Raw genomic sequence first — 17,456 nt, forward strand, 5'->3', positions numbered from 1 at the left:
GAAAACCGGAATATGTGCAGGTCAATCCGATTGCTGGTATAGAAACTGGTATGAATTCCGCAAGTTATGCGGCCATGCGAGCGGGGGTTAGATCCGCGATCTCGTGCAGGAACGCCGTGGCGTCCGGAATCAGATTCGAGTACCCGTCGATCTCGCCCGCGTAGGAAATATGCGGCGCGGTTGGCCCACCGGGTGCCGCCAGGAACGCAATGCCATCCCCCGCCGCCTCGATGGCCGCAATGGGCGCGCTGACTGCGTCCTTGACCGCATAGGCCAAGCCGTCGATGACGTTCGTGGTCAACAGCCCAATGTTGTTGAGCTGCACCTGTGTTGCGATGTTGTATACGTCGGTCATGATCTGACCGACGGCACCCGAGGGAACCACGCCGTACATGTCGTCCGCGGCGTCGCCGTTGGCCTTGGAGTGCACATAGTCGGCCCACACGACCTTGCCGCCGATGGTCGGCAGACTGGACATGTTCACGTTCGCGATACCTCGGTTATTGCCAGGATTGGCGATAGACGGTGCGTGGAATCCCGCACCGCGGCATGGGGGTCCGAACGTGATGCCGCCGATGAAGTTCGGCAGGTAGTGCGACAGGCTGCCGCCCATGAGCGCCATGGCGACGCGTGCCGCCGCCTCGGCACCCTGGCTGTAGCCGATGAGTGAGAAGGTCTGGTGCGGGTTGGCTGCGAGCCACTGCGACACCCAGTTGAACGCCCACTGCACCGACTGCGCGTACGACATCGATGATGCGCCTCCCCCGATCGGCCCGAAACTCGCCGGGTACGGGACGACGACCTCGGCGACATCGTCGGGCAGTGCGCCGGCCACCATCGAGGGGTACTGGACCAGTCCCTCGCCCCACGTGCCGTTGAAGGTCAGCGCGGCGTGCCGAACGTGGGTGGTGCCGTCGAGCTTGCAGGCGATGTCAGCCCAGGTGGTCACGAGCCGACGCCGAGCTTGACTGCAACCAGGTACAGCAGCTCGCCCAGGTCGTAGTACTTGCCGTTGAGCTCCCACCGTCCGGTGAGCACGTCAGCCTGCGTCTTGACCTGATCGAATACCGAGGTGGAGCGGTTCGGACCCTCGGCGTCGGGGCCTGCGGTACCGGGTGCGGCCGGATCTGTGTTCGAGGCAACGTCGCCGAGCTCGCGGACGCGCAGCAGGTCGACCACACGGTATGACTCGGGTTGGCCGTCTTGGATGCCGTCGAGGGCGTCGGCGATGGACTGGGGGCTGGCGTTGGCGTTGGGGTTGGGCACGGTTCCTCCTGTGGTTGGGGTGGGGTTGGACGGTTCCGGAGTGGAAGTGGCCGGGGGTGTTGCGGGAGCCGAGGCGCCCAAGATGGCGGCCAGCTGTTCGGGTGTGCCGCGGAACGCGTTGGCGTCGAGCGACTTCCCGGCCACCTGCGCCTTGTCGGTGAACTGCCACATGACGGGCTGCGCGCCGCCGTAGGGCTGCCATCCGGCGCCGTCGTCGCCGGGGTACAGCGCCGAGGCGTACCCGGTTCCGCTCACATAGTTGGATGCGATGAGGCCGGGCACCTGCGACAGGTCCGGGCTGCCGATCTGTTCCCAGTACCAGTGCGGGATGTAGGACAGGGCGATGTTGACACCGGCCGCGTTGAACGCGTTGACCACTGCCCAGAAGTTTGCGATGTCACCGGAGTTCGCCTCAACGTCGAGCATGGCGTTCGTGCCGCCACCGTTGTTCACGAACTTGGCCGCCTGCGCGGCCGGGCCGTCTGTGGTGACGTAGTGGTAGCCGATGAACGGCAGACCGAGGGCCTTGCAGGCGTCTCGTGTTGCGGGCCAATAGGTATCGGCGAAGTAGCTGCCCTCGGACACCTTGGCGAACACGAACACGAACCCTTCGCGCTGCACCTCGGCGACATCGACAGTGCCGTTGTTGTTAGAAATATCCGGTCCGTACAAAGTCATGGATCATCCCTTTCGTCAGATTGTCTTGGTCAGTCGTCGTTCTTGTGACGTTCGTTGAATCTCGGTTCCTCCCAGAGGATTACCGCGTACTCGACAGTCCAGATGACACCGACCATGGCCAGCCCTACTGCGACGCCGAGCATGAATGTCATAGGTGCGGCCAGTTCGGCAGATGCTTGCGCAGGTCATCTAGTGCGCGTTTCTTGACGTGCTCATAGAGCAGGTCGGCCACGTAGATGATGGCCGACTCAGCAAAGGCGCGTAGATGATTCACCAGCGCCCCTCACTCTTGGAGTCGAACTCTTCGGCGTAGGACGAGATCCGGTCGGACAGCTCCCATCCGAGGCGGAAGGCGACCAACGCGACGGCGAGATAGAACAGCCCGTACCGAGCGAGTTGGGCGATCACGGGAGTTCGGCCAGCCCGTGCGGGCACAGCGTCGAATACCCGGTTCCGGGCAGTGCCGCCAACGCCTGATCACACAGGGCGGTGATCGCCGTGGGCCGGTCGGTGGCGCTCACGTCGGGCACTCCGTCGGCGTGCACGGTCCATGGGCTGGTTTCGTCGGGCCGTTCGGCAGTGACCAGCACTGCGCCATCTGGGGAGTTGAAGAGCTGCATACGGTTGGTGCCGAACCCGACGATTTGGTGATCTGTCTGAACATCCATGTGTGGCTTTACCTTTCGCTATGCGGTGTTGGATGGGGTGACGACTATGGAGGCGCCTGCGCCCGAGACGATGACGTTGCCGCCGGTGAATGGGTTTGACCCGACGAACGTGCCCGAGGTGGACGCCGACCAGATACCGCCCTCGGTGTAGGTGGCCGCGGCACACGGGACGGTGACCCCCGAGCCGTTGTTGACCCCGGTGCTGCCAGCTGTCCAGGTGGTCAGCTGGCGCCCGTAGCCGCCGCCGCTGGCCTCATTGGCACCAGTGGTGCCGCCACCGGTGCTGGTGTGCAGGCTGATATAGGCCCCAAGCGCCGCGATGGCGTTGGATGCCGCTTGATGTGTCGGGTTCGGTATTCCCATGTGTTCGTTGTCCTTTCGTATTATTGGTATGCGCGAACAAAGGCGCCGCCGGGCGCGGCGGTGCCGCCTGTGTTGCCAGAGAAGGCGCCGCCGTTGCCGCCGCCGCCACCGCCGCCCGGTGTGTTGCCGGTGCCGCTGGCGGTCGGTTGGGTCGCGCCGCCGGTATAGGGCTGACCGTTGAAGCTCTGGTTACCCGGCGACTGGCCGGTCTGGGTGGTTCCGAACTGGTCTGCGGTACCACCCACCGCGGACAGGCCAGCGGTCCAGCTCGTCCCGGCCGCGGTGACGGTGCCACCGTTGCCGCCTTTGTTTCCGCTCGTGCCACCGGCCGCGGCTGCCGGGATGATGATGGTGAGCGTCGTTGTAGTCCAAGGGATGTCGACGCCACGGACGATAGTGATGGTGGACCAAATGCCCGCGTTACCACCACCACCGGCTACAAAGCCGGCCCAGCCACCGCCGCCGCCCTTGCCGCCTCCGACGAGGACCACGTCGAGCTTGTTGCACCACCACGGGATCGGGTAGTTGTAGGTGCCCGCCGCGCTGTAGGGGGTGGTTGCCGGTGACATCGAGGGCCATGCCGCCGACATGCCGAGGGCTGGCGTCACGGCGACACCGAATGCTGCCGTTGACTTGCCCGTGCCCGCGAATCCCAACGCGGGGGTCAGACCGAGGTTGAGGGCCGCGGCGTATCTCTCGATCCCCGTGAACGCTAATCCGGGCGCTACAGCAAGATTCATGGTGCGCGCGTACTGCGCGGCCCCGGCGAATCCGAGTGCCGGGGTCACGCCCAGCGCGAACGCTCGCGCGTACTGCTCGGCACCGAGGAACGCGAACTGCGGTGCGATCGCTTGTGCGAACGATGCCGTTGACCGGCCTGCCGCCCCCATGCCGATCTGCGGCGCGATACCGAGAATGAATGCGGCAGTGGACTGTCCAGCGCCGACCATGGCGATCTGTGGCGTGAGCGCAAGCGCCACCGAACTCGACGAGCGCGATGCGCCGGCCATGCCCAGAGATGGTGCGACGGCGATTGCGAACTGCGCGAACCACTGCGCATACCCCGTCCACGCACCCCCTGATGTCGGCGCAGGTGCCGGTGGCGCCGCCCACCACTTACCGCCCGGCGCCGCGGGTGGCGTCGGGCTTGCAGACCAAGGCACTAGGTCAGCTCATATCCGAGTTCTGCGAGTACCCCGGAGTGGGTGTCGCAACTCGGTATTGTCGCCAGCGCGGTCATTCCGTTCGCTGGATTGCCGTCTGCGTCAATAACTACGGCATTCTCGTCGGCTAGGAATACGTCAGCATGTTGTGCCAGATGGGATTTCGCAACTGGCAAGTCGAGGCCCAAAATCTCGTTTAGCGTTCCCGCGCTGTCCAACGACTGCACGGTGACGAGCACGTACCAGACCCGCTCACCATCGGTGCACTTGTAGTGATTGGTGATTGGGCAGAACTGTCGCAGATTCTCGACGACAAGTGTTGCAGTCAAAGCCATTTCAAGCCCCTATCGGTAGTAGGCGAACACGACACCGGCTCCGCCCGGCCCGCCGGTTCCCTTGCTGGCTCCGCTGATACCGGCTGATGCGCCACCCCCACCGCCGCCACCGGATCCGGGGAATCCGCCTGCACCGCCATTTCCGGCTACTGCACCCACGTCTCCGTACTTGCCACCGCCGCCACCACCGCCACCACCACCGCATTTGGTGAGTGCCCCCGCCGACACGCTCCCGCCCGCGGAACCGGCGTTGCCGGGAGAACCCCCGCCACCACCTGCCGCGATGGCGGAACCTGTTCCCGCAGTGCCCGAGTCCTGATGCTTGGTGGCGTTCACATTGGCCGCGGCGCCGCCATTGCCTCCGTTGCCGGGCGTAGACGAGGTGGCGGTATATCCGAACTGTGATGCGATGCCGCCGGCCGTCCCCGAGATAGCCGAGGCGTAGGACCCGAACGAAGTGGTAGGTGAAGAGGGCGAGCCGATCGTTACTGAGACTGTTGACGACACCGAGGCAGGGTCGAGCACTTGGGCGACGTATCCGCCCCCGATGCCAGCTGCACCGCCCGCCTGTTCAGCCCCACTATTGCCCTGCGTGCCGTCGGAGCCGTTCTTTCCCGCCGCGACGCAAATGACAACCAGCTCGGAAATGCCCGAGGGTTTCGTCCACGTCGTAGACGAGGTGATGGTGTCCACGGTGTAGCCGTTCTGCACGGCAGTCTTGATCGCCGCGATCGTCGACTGAACCTCGGCGGGTGTGCCCGCGGCCGACGATCCGCCAAACCACGTGTTGTAGATGTTCTGGAACCCCGCGGTGAGGTTGTTCACGGCTGCCGTCAGATCAGTCGACATCCCCGTTGTGATATTCGGGATTGCGGCCGCCTGCACCTTGGACCCAATAGCGCTGGAACCGAACAGGTTTGTGAGTAAACTCCCCCATTTTCCTGCGTTACCAAAGAAGTTCGCGAACCCCGATGCGATGGCCGTTACCGGATTGCCGGAAGTCGATCCCGACGTGAATCCATTGATGATCTGATCTACGGCGGATTGAAAGTCTTGCGCCAGCGTGTTTCCGAGGGTCAAACCTTGAGCCAAGCTCAGTGGAAGCAGATTGGTGGCGTGCGCCGACACGTTCGAGCAGCGCACGATGCCCGCGGTCGCATCCTGGGTGAGCACCATCGTCACCGCGGCCCAGGTGACTCCCGTCGAGGGAACCGTCCAGCTGCCCGAGAGTGACGTTCCGGGCCAGGGCGACTGGTTGGCGCCCGCTGGCGTTAACGAGGCGATATCGACGCGGGTCAGCGGGGTCGTCTTATCCGCGTACGGGGTGACGGCCAGCCGAATCGGGGTGGTGCCGGCGCCGAATGTGAGCCCTGACCATGCCGGGAACATGCTCATCGTGATCACCTGATTGGGCGCCACCTGGAACAGGTCCGAGAGCTCGACTTGCAACGTCCCATTGGCCGTCGTCTTCACGCTGAATCCCGAGACTGCGCCCGCCTGCGTGCCGTCCCACGTGAACGGTCCACCGCTGACACTGGCCGCGTTCGGGAAGTTCCCCGCGGGCACGAGCTCTTGGGCGACGTTGCCGATCATCGATATCGACGTGATGCCCTTGAACGCGTTCTGCGCAGCGTTCTCGATCGCGCTCACCACGTCGCCTATCGCGGTGCCGCCTAAACCGGTGATGAGCGAGTTGAGCTGATTGAGTGCGGTGCTGATGTTGGTGCCCGTGGATGTGGCCCACGAACTGAGCAGGCCGAACGCGTTGGCGCCCGCCGGGAAGAACCCCGCGACAGCCTGGTACACCACCTGCAGCACCATTTGGATGAGCTCTTTGCGCAGAGCTTCAATCTGGGCAGGGGTAAGGCCCGATGGGCTATTGCCGGGGTTACCGGAATGGATTCCCGGGGCCGGAGTGGTGAACGACGGCCAGTACGGCGCCGGGTTCGGGTCGGTCACGGAACCGGGTTCACCTTGAGCGTGAAGTAGCCCGCGCCCGTGGCGTATCCGCTTGTGGTGGCCGCCTGCTGTTCGGCGCGCAGGTAGATGTTCGCCGCAGTGCCAGCCGGGACCGCGCCGTAATACGAGCCCATCGCGCCAGCGGTCGACAACCCGGGCAACACCGCGCCGAACGCTGGCTTGACCGACGCGGTGTAGGACAAAGCCCCGAGCGTGCCAAGGCTGATACCGCACTGATCCCCCGATGTCGCGTTACCGACGCGCGCCACAAGGTTGACCTGGGAGGTGTTGTCGGCCGCCGTGATCGGGATCGGCGCGAACACCTCCGGCCACCAGGCATACGGGAGTGCCGGGACGGCAATCGCTGAAAGCGGGCGCCCCTGGCCCGCGCTGGCCGTGGTCGAAGCGACCGTGGTGGCGTAAACGCCGCCGACGCGTGGGTCCACGAACTGCACCTTGGAGTTGGGCGCATCGAACGCGATGATCGACTTGTTGGCCGGGGGTGTCCCCGGCATGGTGACGCCCTCAAGGTCCGAGGCCGCCAGGATTGCCATGATTCCGGCCGGTCCCTGCTGGCCGGCCGGAACTTGCAGGTTGTAGATGTAGACGCCGGGTGCGGGGTTGGTGACCGCCGGATTGGGCGACTGCAGCGTCGTGCCGTACGGGACGATCGTCGCGGTCATGGCGATCGTCGCGGGTGGCCCAGGTGGCCCCTCCTGCACCCCGGGGAAGTTGGCTTGCCCGCCGGTCGGACCCATGATGACCACGCCCATACCCGATGCGAGGTTGGTGCCGTTGACGAACTTCGTGGTGCCGTTGAATGATGCCGACCCGTCGCTATTCCACGTCCAGGTGTTCTGCCCCGAGCTCGCGTACTGGCCCATCACGTAGTACTGCAGCGTGTACCCGGTCGATGCGGACGGCGCCGATCCGGTCGAGAGCGTGAACCCCGTTGCGCTGGCCGTCGAGATGTAGGTCGCCAGCGTGGCCCCGGCCGCGCTCATGGCTTCAATGAACACCTGGGGCGCGGCCCCGTACGCGTTCGCGAACGCAACAGTGGCGAAAACACCAGCTGCAGGTGATGTTCCGGCGGTGACCGTGATGGTTCCCGAGAAGTCATTGCCGGATATCGTGGCCGAGGCTCCAGTACCGGCGCCCACGCCTACGGTGACAGATGTGGTCATATGCGTCCTATCAGTTGGCCATCGTGGCGATGTTCAATGCGTTCTCAAAACCGGACATCTTGCGCGCGATCTTGGTGATCGAGGCTTCCTCGTGCTTGCCGTCACCGACCACCACCTCGACCCTGTTACGGTCGGTGCGCGTATCGGTGATCGTGATGTTCGAGACGTAGTCGGCATACATCTTGTTGCGCCGCACCGTGATTGCTTGCGCATTCGGGAACAGGTCACGTCCAAGTTCATACGGGTACCCGTCCAAGAAGGACACGATGGCCGTCGGGTAACCCCTACTATCCCAACCGCCCGCAATCTCGGCGAAAAACGCGTCCAGAGTGAATGCGCTTGCGCCAGAGGGAAAGAACTTCTCAGGGAACCCATACGGGCCGACCTGTAGCCGCCGGTCGAAGTACTCCACGAGGCTGAACGCCAGGAACAGATCATCCAGGGCGCCGTCGAGTACGCCGTTCGGAATGCTCACGCCCGCAACGATTCCGATCGCATCGATCAGATACTCGAACGTGGCATTGAAAAAATCATCGAGCCACTTCGGGCTCTTGCCGCCCGTGACCACCTGCCAGCACAGCGGGTGATGGTGGGCGATGTCGTGCTCGATGATGCCGCCCTTGGGGTTATCGGCGTTGAACAGCACCCATGGGATGGTGTAGTTAACTCCAAGTGCGGGCGCTATCTCGACGCCCGGGGGTGCCCACGCCCCTTGCGGATTCAAGAACGGCGCCGTCACGCCGCCCAGTAGTGAGCCCTCAAGTTGAACGAGGTCGATCTCGGCGCCGTCCAAGAACGTGCCCGAGAATCCGGTGACGTTCGAGCGGTCCATGACCTTGACCACGATCGTGGCCACCTGCAATGGAATGAGGATGCCCTCGGGTTGCGGCTCCCCCGGCAGCCAGACGTTCACCTGCAGATCGAGGCCATTGTCCTTGAGCTGCTGTTGAATCAGCTTCCAGACGGTATCCATCCGGCCGTCGATCTCGATCCACGGCGAGGTGTCCAGTACCGGATTCGGCAGGATCACACATATCGGCGTGGTGACCGCCTGCATGAGGTCGTTGAGCGACAACTCGTGCTGCATGAGCAGTGTCCCGAGCCATGCCCGCATGTCGGGGTTGAGTGATCCGAGGTTGTTGACCAACTCCCAGATGCCGAGCTGTATCCGCAACGCCTGTTCGGCGATGAGCGTCGACATGACGGTGATGGCCGGGCCGATGCCCCACCATTCCCGGAACGGCACCTGCGCGATGATCGGCGCCCATGGGTCGGGCCATGCGAGGATCCGGTCAAGCCAGGTCCGATCGTGTACCAGTTCGCATTCGACCTGGTACACACCATCTTTGAGCTTGTCGTGCGCCACGTCGACACGGCCAGACCAGCGCAATGCGCCCTTGTCGTAGACGATCGGCACCGTGGTGGTTTCGCAGGACAGTGCCAGGTCGGCGAGCGGGTCTGATCCTTTGAGTACCATCGTGCCCGTGGGCAGCGACTCGCGCGGCCAGCCGAGCTTGATCTCGATGTAGTCGTTGAGTTCGCCGGCCGGGTTGTAAAACTTGTCGAAAATGCGCGTCAACGAGCGTGACGGCGGATTCTGTTCTATCGCAGCGGCAGCCGTCGCCGCCGTGACCGCGACCACCGGGTCAGGGCTGCTGATCGCTGCCTGCAACCACTGCTGCGTCTCGGTGGGCAGCGTGACGCGTGCCATCTAGTTGCCCTCAGACCAGCGTCGGCGCGGTGTCAGCGAGCAGATGATCTTGGATGCGCTCGTGCCGCCCGTGATTGAGCACGCGATGTGCTGCGTTTTCGCCCACGACGGGAGCGCCACACCCGGAACCGGCTTATCGAACCGGCCCTTGAGTAGCGAGTACATCGACCCCTGCGGTGGCAGGATCCCGAACAGCGACTCGAACCACGAGAGCAGTGGCGGGGTGTTCGAGTTGAACGCCAGCGAGAACAGCTGTGTCAATAGACGCTGCTCCAGCGACGGGAGTGCGCTCGTCGACTGTCCCGGAGACAGATCAACGACACCACGTAGCCGTTCCTCGGTGGTGACGAGCGCGATTTGACCGGCCAACAGTGGCCCGAAGGTGACCATGGTGGAGGATCCGGGACCGTTCGCGAAACTGAAAGTACCTGGGCCATAGCACAAGTAGCGCACCCAGCCGTCCTGGTCACCGATATTCGAGATCGGCAGAAAACCGCTACCGCCCGTACCGCCTGGCTGAAATACCGAGGTGGAGTCGATGGACTTCCAGAACGCATCATCGACACGCATGGCGTGTTGCAACGGTTGCTTGAGTGTTAGCCGAGGCGTCTTCTTAGTCTTGCCCTTCCACACCTTGAACAGCCGCGGATTGCAGAACCAATACCCGGTATCGAGGGTGAAATACTCCAGCGTCCCTTGCTTTTTCGGATCCCACGCGCCGACCCACTCGGCTACACACGCCGATAGACCTTGCGGGGTCGTGGCGTGCGCCTCCAGGTTAAAGTCGATCTCCATCGGATCGAATACCGTGTCCTGCCAGGTGATTCCGTCTTGATGGGCACCGGCAAGGTCTAGGTGCTTGAACGACGGCGACATGCCGTCTGGCCATTCCTTGCAGATCAGACCATCGGTGATACCGGGCCATGCGACAGCACCACCATGTAGGTAGAACTGCGATTGCCCCGCGCCGATACCGGTGGCGGTAGGCACCCCGCCGGGGCCGGTGTACCAGATGTTCGGCAACGTCGATTCGACCATTTGCTTTGCGCCATAAGGGAATACCTTCCCCTGCGGATAGGTGGTCATCGCGTGTTCAACGCATACTGTTGGGTCTGCCGGTTGATGTCACGTGCGACCGCCTCGCCATCGCCGTTGTGTACGTGCATCTGCTCGATGTTCACGCCGTTGGTGGGGCCTTGCTGCGCGTCGCCGTCGGGCTTGGGCTGTGGGTCATCCTTGGGCTTGGATTGCGGCTGCTGCGTCATGCCCGCGCTGTTCTTTGATGTTGGATGCGTTCCGGCCGCGGCTCCGGCCAAGCGCCCGATCCACGACTTCGACGGATCGCCGATTACCGAGTCGTTGAGCGCGAACGTCTCAAATAGCCCCTGGACGGCGATGCCGGCCAGGGATGCGCCGTACTTGGCCGCCCGGTTGGCCTCCTGCATGCCGACCTGTGCGCCCTCACCAGCACCAGGGGCGAGCGCGTTGATTGCCATCGCCCCGGCGCTCTCGGCCATACCCAGAGATCCGCCGCCGACATCGACGCCGCCGCTGCCACCCTCACTGCTCGATGCTGGACGGGACTGGTAACCGTCGCTGTTGTCGTCGGTGACCGGGCCGCCGTCGGCATACCCCTTCATTGATCCGTGTAGCCAGTTCTGCACCCCCTGAGGGCCGCCCATGGCGCCGACCTGATCAGAGGTGAGCACATACTCACCCGGGGCAACCGGCGCCAGCCGCGAATCCTTGCCCAACGGTCCCGGACCGGAGATCGGACCGGCCGCCAGCTTGCCCGCGATGCTGGACTGCTCGCGCTTGAGCTTGTCGACGTGCAGCTGTGCGTTATCGAGGGTCGAGCCCTTGGCCTTCGGGTTGGCCTTGACCTCCGCTAGATGCTCCTGCGCGATCTTGAGTTCCTTGGCCACGTCGTCCTGGCGCTGCTGCAGTTTCTCGACCGACTCGTTGGCCTTCTCCTGCTTCTCAGCGGCACGCAGGAGCGAATTCTGATAGCGGGTCATGGTGTTGCCGTTGCGTCCGCCACCGGAGCCACCGAGGCCCTGAGCCGCCATCTGGCCCATCGGGTTACCAAGAGCCTCTTGCAACAAGAACTCAGTCAGCGTCGAGGCCAGCGACGACCACATGCCACCACCCCCACCACCACCGATGCCGCCGATACCGCCAGCGGACCCGCCGCCAGCGCTCTTGCCGCCGCCCAGTGAGGCACCGCCGCCGCCACCAGCGCCACCAGAGGCGTTGGTAGAATCACCCTTTGACGGATCTTCACCCCCGCCAAGTGCAATCCACGCCCGACTGGAGAACCCGGCAGCACCAGCCGCACCGCCGCCATACTGGCCGTTACCGGCCTTGCCGCCCATCTCGATATTGACGTTGCCGCCGTGCGGATCAACGATCGTGCCCGCGGTATGACCGCCGCCCGGGCCGCCGTTGCGCCAGCCGATCCAGTACGCGGCAACCCCGGGTGGCGGGTCGCCCGTGTGGAACCCGCGGGCCGCCAACGCCTGCGCCTCGGACTGTGTCGTGAACCGGCCCGACGAACCCGTGAGGTAGTTGGCTAGAGCTGATTGCGTTCCGCTGCAATCGCTGTCGAACGATGCGGGGCCGCCCCAGGTGTATGTGTGCCCGGAAACGCCTTGCGCGTATGCCTTGAAGTCGTCCGCGCCGACCGCCCCGCCGCCCTCGTAGCCGCGGATAGCACTGCGCAGCGCGTGCACCGCGCCATGACCGCCGAGCTTGTCGACCTCGGGCGCGGTGAGCACATGCTCGCCGGGAGCGCCCCACATCAGCACTGAGTCCTTGCCCTTGGGTCCAGAGCCGTGGATCGGACCGCCATCGACATGTCCCGGAATCGTTTTTAGCGAGTTGCGGGCAGCCTGGTCGCCAGAGTCGGCACGCCGCTGCAGCTCGTTGATGGCATCCTGATTGCCCGACTGCGCCAACAACGCCAACGCCTGCTCGTTGACCATATCGCCACTGCTGCCAGGGTTTTGGTTAAACTCCTGAGTCTTCTGATTTCTGGCCTGCTGAGCGCCCTTGCTATCACCGAAATACTTCTTGTCAAGTTCGGCCTTCTGGTCGGGATGCTGCGCAAGCTCATCGCGGTACGCGGCGATCTTCGCGTCGTCGTCCCCGATCTTCTTGTTGACTGAATCCACCCCGGCGACAGCGGCAGTGACGGGTATCGCCACCTCGGGACCGGCGAGCCACGACGCGCCGGCCACGCTGTCCAGAGCGCCCCCGGTTGGGTCGTCGCCGATCTTGTCCAGTAGCGCTGGGGTCAGGACCATTCCCGCCAGTGAACCGATGCCCTTGAGCTTTCCCAGGATGCCGCTGAGCTTTCCGTCAGCGCGCTCCGCGGCCGCAATCACCTTGTCCTGAGACGCGGCCTCGGCCAACGACGCTTCCTCGACGGCTAGCGCACCCGCCCTTGCCGCCTCTGCGCGGCCGGTGCCCAACATCGTGTTGGCTTCCTGCGCCGAGGTGAGAACCCGCTTTTGGTCAGCCACTTGTGCATTCGCCGCGGCCATCGATTCGACCTTTTCGGTCGCCGCGGTCTCAGTCGCCGACGCCCCGATATCGAAAAAGTGTCGCTTGATCGCCTGCGCTGCATCGGAGCTGTACAGCTTCCAGCCCACCCACGCAAGGGATAGCTGTTCCATGGTGTCGATGAGTGCGTGCGCGATGTCCTTATGCTCAGACAGGAAATGGGCCGCGGTTCGCAGCCCATCGGCCAGTGCCTTGAGATCCGGGAGCAGCTGGTTGCCCATCTCGATACCGAGAGCGCCGAGGGATTCTTTGGTGTTCTTGACCTCGGCGTTGAACGTCTTCTGCGCCTCGGCGGCCCCGGGGATGTTGCCGTCGGGATCTGCGGCTTCCTTCATGAGCTTGTTAAGCTCTGCCATCGTGCCCGCGGCCCGCTCAGGGTCGCCGAACAATGCCTCGGCAACCGACTGTCCTGCAACGGTTCCCGTGATTCGCTTCATTGCCTCCGCGAAGTCCTCGATGGTCGATCGACCATTCTTGAACTGCTTGGAGAACTCATCAATGTGTCCGACGTCTTGCGTGAATCCCTGAATAAGCTTGGCCTGCTCTGGGTTTAGCCCCTTGAGTTCGCTGCGGAACTCCTTGAGGGTCATCGTCCCGTCGAGAACCTTCTCCGCCATTCCCTGCAATGCTGGCGGCATCTCACCAACGGCCCGCTTGGCGTTCTCCAAAGCTGTTGCGTTGTGAATGATGTCGTCGGTGGCGATCTGAGACTGCCCATGGAACTTCTCCAGAACCGTGTCGGAAAGGTACTGGATTGTGCCGATGTATCCTCGGCCACCCTCCTGAACGCTCTTGAGCTTCAACGAAACATCGTCTGCATCTATCCCGAACTTGCGCATCTCAGCTGCTGCCGGTGATTGAACATCCTTGAGAGAGTTCATCGAGTTGCGCAGGTTTTCGGTTGCCTGATCTGCGCTGGTACCGGTGCGCGTGTAGCGCGCGAGCGCGGCGTAAACATCCTCCAGCTGAATGTGGAACCCAGATGCGATGGGCTCCACCGAGTGCAGCGACCCCGAGAAAGCCTGCAGCGTAACGCCCGAATCACCAACCGCAACTTTGAGTTTCGTCGCAACATCGGCGGCCCTTTCGACCGGCGTGTTGTAGTCGTTCATCGAGATCGTCAGACCCTTGATGACTTCGTTTAGGTCCGCACCCTCGATCGCGGACAGCTGGCCGGCCACCTTCATCACGTTCAGCGCCGCCGCGCCGTCCCGGTATTTCTCCCCCATCTTCACCAGCTCGAAACTGGCCTTGGACATCTCGTTGGCGCTGTAGGTGTTGGTGCCCGCCAGCTTGAGGATGCCGTCCTGCAAGATCTTCACCTGGTCGGCCGACATGTCGGCAGCCGAGACGAGTTTTTGGCCCGACGCCTCGAAATCGCCTGCCGCCCTGACGCTGGTTGCCGCCACGATGCCCAGACCTGCGGTCGCCGCCAGGCCGAGGGAATTGAACGCCTTAGACAGCACTGCGGTAGAGCCGGCCGTGGTGGTCAGCGAGTTGTCCAGCTTGTCGTGTGCCGCCGAGGATGCCGCGGTCGCTTCGGCGTGCGACTTCGCCTCACGGGTTGCAATCGCCTCCGCGTCGGCCAGACGACCGACAGATGACGCCGCCTGCGACGAACCGGCCCCATACTTGGTGACCATCTCGTTGGCGCGCAGACGTGCCGCATACACCTCGTCGTAGGCGCGCTGCACCTGTCGAGCTGATTCCAGCTCTGTGGCAGCCGTTCTGGCCATCTCGGCACGCATGACGGCCTGCTGCTGCGCGAAACCGGACCCGTCGAACGCCGACAGCATCTTGCTGCCGAGCTTGGAGTACTCGTCGCTGATCTCCCGGCCGGTGCGCGAGAACAGCGCCTTGATCTCGGCCGACGCGGCGTATGCGGCCTTGTCCCAGTCGAACCCGATGGGGATCGCGACGCCCATGTGCTATCCCCTTCCGCTCGAATGTGTTGCGTGTAGCTCGGCTTCGTTTTGGTCGTAGGCGTCGTCCGTGACCGCTGCTGTGGTCTCGGCGACCTGGCTCTGTGCCGCCAGATCGAATGGCGAATACAGGCCGTTCATGTCCGGAAGTTCCTCGGTGGGGAACGCCTGAAAACGCTGCAGGACGGCCTCACGAACCAGTCGTGCTTGCCGGTACTCACTCGGAGTCCAATCCCGCACACCGTATTTCGCGCCAGCCCGATACCGCTTGTATTCAGACTCGTCGGGCAGACCGCCCGCCAGAACCAGGAATTCGCGCGAGCTCATGCGTCCCTGGTGCCAGTCAGCGATCGTGACGCCATGGCAATACCTTCGGAAATCGGACTCGATCTGCGTCGGGAACCGACGCCATATTGCTATGGCGTCAAAGACTTTTGGAGTCTTCTGCCCTCTTATCGGTGAGTCGCTTTTGCATCTCAGCCCAGAACAGGGACACATCGGATGGCCGACCATCACCCGCAACGAACAGGGTGAAGTCCTCGTCGCCGAGGATGGCGCGGGCAAGCCTGGCGTCGTAGTTCTCCAGACGCACCTTGTCCTTGCGGTGAGGCTCCTTGATTGCGCCCCGGCGCAACACCTTTCCGTCATCGCCCTCGACATCGGGGTATCGGTCCAGATCCTCCAACGACATCTGCAGTTCGTCGTACCGCTCCTGCTGGTCATAGGACAGCAGTGACGGGTTCGGGATGACGAACTGGCGACCAGCGACGGTCACCGTTCGCGATTGTGTGAAACCGAGGTATTCGGCGGCCTGCTTGCGCGCGTCCTCGATGGCTTCAGCGTTGCGTTCTTCTTGAGACATGTGGGGCTACTTTCGTTTTCTGTGGCTGCTGTGGCTGCTATGCCCCGTCCGGGTGGCCGGGCAGCCACATGCCAGCCACCCGGACGGGAGTAGAGCGCTTAACTCACGGCGGTGATCACGTTCGACCAGGCCGAGGTGCCGGTCCGGTTGTTCGATCCGGTGGCCGCGACCTGGAAGGCGTAGTTCGATCCCGCGGTCAGCGAGCCGACGGTCTCCTGGGTGTTGGCCCCGGCCACGGTCGGACCCGCGGTGACGGTGGCCGGTGCCGCCTGAATGGCGCCGGTATCCACATAACTGACGGTCGACCCGGACGACACCGCCTGTACGAGGGCGATCTCCTGACCCGAGACGGTGCCGCGGTAGAGGCGGTACCCGGTTGCGCCGGGCACCTGACCCCACGCCGCGGTGACCGAGCCGGTGGTACCGATCGCCACCGCGGAGAACTCCGCCGATGGCACGGTCTCACCCGCTGCCGTGATCGCCGACACCACGTAGAACGCGGTCTGCGCGGCCGGGAACACACCACCGGTGGTCGACGGGGTGGCCGAGACACCGGTAGGTGCCGACAGGGTGGCCGTGTTGGTGACCGGTGGTGTACCCGCGGTACCCGCGCCGCCCTGGTCGTTGAAGGTGCCAGCGGTCAGCCCCGACGCAATCAGGGTGTTCTCTGCGCCGGTCGTGCTACCCCGGTATAGATCCCATGTCACAGCGCCAGCGGGCAGCGTGAAGGCCACCACGTTGTAGTTCGAGCTGGACAGCGTGGCATTGCCGGTGGCGGTCGTGCCCTCCGCAGAGGTGACGGTGCCGTTGGCGGTGTGCGCCACGGCCTTGTAGAAGTAGTTCGTCGTACCCGCGGCACCCGAGGTGGTGACGGTCGGTGCCGACGGTGCGGGGATGGTGGCAGTGTTCACCAGTGCCGGGAGCGCCGCCGGGGTGATCTGGTTGACCGTGTAGGCCAGGGGCAGGTCGGTGGCAACCGGGGTGGAGAACAGCAGTGCGGCCAGCTTGCCCGCCTGCGCGGTCGCCGACAGTGCACCCGAGAACTTCGGAACGCCGCCGAGCCCGCGCCAGTCGGCGCCATCCTCAGACCAGATGTAGGGAAGGCCTGTATTCGGGTCGAGCAAGCTTTCGTATTCCAGCTCCCCGAGGACGGTGTCCTTGCGGTTGAGCTGGAATCCGCCCTTCTTCTTGACCGCGCCCCGGGGCAGCGTGACGGAGAACCGCTTGCCGTTGCCGTCCAAGCAGATCGCAATGATGACGCGCTCGACAATCGGAGCATCCGGGTCTGGCCCCATGGAGAACTGCGACTGACCGATCGGAACCACACCGTTCGGGTTGCTGTTGAGCGCCCGGTCCATGGTCAGGTACAGGCTGACCGGGTTGACCTCACGCGGGGTGAATGTGAGGCTGATGCCGTCCTTGTTGCTGTCCAGTCGGATCGGGTACAGCGTTTGCGCCGAGTCTGTTTCGTCGACCGCGTACATGGTGGTGCCCTTGACGCCGTCGCCCTTGAGGTGGCCCACCGAGTAGAAACCAAGGTTCGGACCAGGCGAGGTGATGAGCAGATCGGGGCGCAGCGCGCCGTCGGCCGCGAACGGGGTGAACACGCCATTCGGGTTGAGACCTGCCGACGGATCAGCGAGGCTGAACACGCTGCCGTCGAGATTGTGGTAGTCGCGCACCAGGATATTGGTGACGCGAGCCTTGATCGCAGCGAGCGGCTGCAAGGTCGGCTGAATGGTGCTCGCGTACGAAGCGCCAACGGGAGGCAGTGCCATAGC

At 64.0% G+C, this 17,456-nt stretch carries 17 protein-coding genes; all 17 read right to left on the minus strand.

What is annotated here, in order from left to right; all coding sequences use genetic code 11:
- Positions 1–64 precede the first annotated feature (64 nt).
- The 17 genes from AB0H22_RS03515 to AB0H22_RS03595 all read right to left on the minus strand — a co-directional run bounded on the left by AB0H22_RS03515 (position 65) and on the right by AB0H22_RS03595 (position 17,453).
- Positions 65–949 carry a PE-PPE domain-containing protein gene (locus AB0H22_RS03515; protein ID WP_358144775.1) on the minus strand — a complete coding sequence of 295 codons (885 nt, stop codon included), beginning with the start codon at positions 947–949 and terminating at the stop codon, positions 65–67.
- The gene (locus AB0H22_RS03520; RefSeq protein WP_358144777.1) at positions 946–1,944 is read right to left on the minus strand and encodes a GH25 family lysozyme; all 999 of its coding nucleotides are present in this window, start codon (positions 1,942–1,944) and stop codon (positions 946–948) included. Before AB0H22_RS03520 ends, AB0H22_RS03515 begins: the two co-directional genes overlap by 4 nt.
- A 29-nt stretch (positions 1,945–1,973) precedes the next feature.
- The gene (locus AB0H22_RS03525) at positions 1,974–2,096 is read right to left on the minus strand and encodes a hypothetical protein (protein ID WP_358144779.1); all 123 of its coding nucleotides are present in this window, start codon (positions 2,094–2,096) and stop codon (positions 1,974–1,976) included.
- The gene (locus tag AB0H22_RS03530) at positions 2,093–2,218 is read right to left on the minus strand and encodes a hypothetical protein (protein WP_358144781.1); all 126 of its coding nucleotides are present in this window, start codon (positions 2,216–2,218) and stop codon (positions 2,093–2,095) included. Before AB0H22_RS03530 ends, AB0H22_RS03525 begins: the two co-directional genes overlap by 4 nt.
- Positions 2,215–2,352: a hypothetical protein gene (locus AB0H22_RS03535; RefSeq protein ID WP_358144783.1), complete on the minus strand. Its 138-nt coding sequence runs from the start codon at positions 2,350–2,352 to the stop codon at positions 2,215–2,217. Before AB0H22_RS03535 ends, AB0H22_RS03530 begins: the two co-directional genes overlap by 4 nt.
- Complete coding sequence (locus tag AB0H22_RS03540) at positions 2,349–2,612, minus strand: hypothetical protein (protein ID WP_358144785.1); 264 nt, start codon at positions 2,610–2,612, stop codon at positions 2,349–2,351. The genes AB0H22_RS03535 and AB0H22_RS03540 overlap by 4 nt, the downstream gene beginning before the upstream one ends.
- Positions 2,613–2,630: 18 nt before the next feature.
- The gene (locus tag AB0H22_RS03545; RefSeq protein ID WP_358144787.1) at positions 2,631–2,975 is read right to left on the minus strand and encodes a hypothetical protein; all 345 of its coding nucleotides are present in this window, start codon (positions 2,973–2,975) and stop codon (positions 2,631–2,633) included.
- A 20-nt stretch (positions 2,976–2,995) separates the two neighbouring features.
- Positions 2,996–4,138 carry a hypothetical protein gene (locus AB0H22_RS03550; RefSeq protein WP_358144789.1) on the minus strand — a complete coding sequence of 381 codons (1,143 nt, stop codon included), beginning with the start codon at positions 4,136–4,138 and terminating at the stop codon, positions 2,996–2,998.
- Positions 4,138–4,473, minus strand: coding sequence for a hypothetical protein (locus AB0H22_RS03555; protein ID WP_358144791.1), 336 nt, complete (start codon positions 4,471–4,473; stop codon positions 4,138–4,140). The genes AB0H22_RS03550 and AB0H22_RS03555 overlap by 1 nt, the downstream gene beginning before the upstream one ends.
- Positions 4,474–4,482: 9 nt before the next feature.
- Positions 4,483–6,432, minus strand: a complete 1,950-nt coding sequence (locus AB0H22_RS03560) for a hypothetical protein (RefSeq protein ID WP_358144793.1) — start codon at positions 6,430–6,432, stop codon at positions 4,483–4,485.
- Complete coding sequence (locus AB0H22_RS03565) at positions 6,429–7,616, minus strand: hypothetical protein (RefSeq protein ID WP_358144795.1); 1,188 nt, start codon at positions 7,614–7,616, stop codon at positions 6,429–6,431. Before AB0H22_RS03565 ends, AB0H22_RS03560 begins: the two co-directional genes overlap by 4 nt.
- 10 nt (positions 7,617–7,626) lie before the next feature.
- Complete coding sequence (locus tag AB0H22_RS03570; RefSeq protein ID WP_358144796.1) at positions 7,627–9,327, minus strand: hypothetical protein; 1,701 nt, start codon at positions 9,325–9,327, stop codon at positions 7,627–7,629.
- The gene (locus AB0H22_RS03575; RefSeq protein ID WP_358144798.1) at positions 9,328–10,413 is read right to left on the minus strand and encodes a hypothetical protein; all 1,086 of its coding nucleotides are present in this window, start codon (positions 10,411–10,413) and stop codon (positions 9,328–9,330) included.
- A complete protein-coding gene (locus AB0H22_RS03580) occupies positions 10,410–14,816 on the minus strand; it encodes a phage tail tape measure protein (RefSeq protein ID WP_358144800.1) in 4,407 nt (1,468 codons plus the stop codon). Before AB0H22_RS03580 ends, AB0H22_RS03575 begins: the two co-directional genes overlap by 4 nt.
- Before the next feature lie 3 nt (positions 14,817–14,819).
- Positions 14,820–15,140, minus strand: coding sequence for a hypothetical protein (locus AB0H22_RS03585; protein ID WP_358144802.1), 321 nt, complete (start codon positions 15,138–15,140; stop codon positions 14,820–14,822).
- A 97-nt stretch (positions 15,141–15,237) separates the two neighbouring features.
- Entirely contained in the window at positions 15,238–15,675 is a 438-nt protein-coding gene (locus tag AB0H22_RS03590) for a hypothetical protein (RefSeq protein ID WP_358144804.1), read from the minus strand.
- Between the two features lie 98 nt (positions 15,676–15,773).
- Positions 15,774–17,453 (minus strand): hypothetical protein, encoded by a 1,680-nt coding sequence (locus tag AB0H22_RS03595; protein ID WP_358144806.1) that lies wholly within the window; start codon positions 17,451–17,453, stop codon positions 15,774–15,776.
- Between the last annotated feature and the right edge of the window lie 3 nt (positions 17,454–17,456).

Origin of the sequence: Mycobacterium sp. NPDC050853 (assembly GCF_040653875.1) — a bacterium.
GTDB lineage: Bacteria > Actinomycetota > Actinomycetes > Mycobacteriales > Mycobacteriaceae > Mycobacterium.